This is a genomic window from Niallia sp. (genome assembly GCF_031978665.1).
Lineage (GTDB): Bacteria > Bacillota > Bacilli > Bacillales > Cytobacillaceae > Niallia.
The window spans coordinates 19,975-20,478 of sequence record NZ_DALZDK010000056.1; the positions used below are offsets into that span (position 1 = coordinate 19,975).

Below are 504 nucleotides of genomic sequence, written 5' to 3' on the forward strand. Positions count from 1 at the left end.
TGGTGGGATTAGATGAGTTAATAGGAATTATTAAGCATGAATTATGTCATTATCACCTTCATTTATTAAAAAGAGGATACCAGCATAAGGATGCTGACTTTAAGACTCTTCTTAAAAGAGTTGGTGGTCCTAGATTTTGTTCTTCTTTACCAGATGAAATCAAAAAAGGAAAATCGAAGAGAGTTCTTATTTATTCTTGTGTTTCATGTAAACAGAAATATACTAGGAGAAAAAGAATGGATATAAAAAAGTACGTTTGTGGGAAATGTAGAGGAAGATTAAAATTAGAGGAAATAATTAGTATGGATAAGTGATTTTAGCTAGAGGAATTTTATTTTAAAAAAAGTTTTGAAAGGCGCTTGACTTATTGTTTATATGTCCTTATAATGTAAAGAGTCGACAAGAGAGCAGCTGGTTAACACACTGCCAATGACTATCTCGTTTTGATAGTGGACAAGTCGAATATTATTCCGCAGTAGCTCAGTGGTAGAGCATTCGGCTGTT

1 protein-coding gene is annotated in these 504 nt (G+C 32.7%); it reads left to right on the forward strand.

Features of this window, described 5'->3' with window-relative positions; all coding sequences use genetic code 11:
• Positions 1–314: SprT family protein (locus RTL21_RS21965; RefSeq protein ID WP_312099143.1), on the forward strand; the 314-nt coding region annotated here is incomplete at its 5' end.
• Between the last annotated feature and the right edge of the window lie 190 nt (positions 315–504).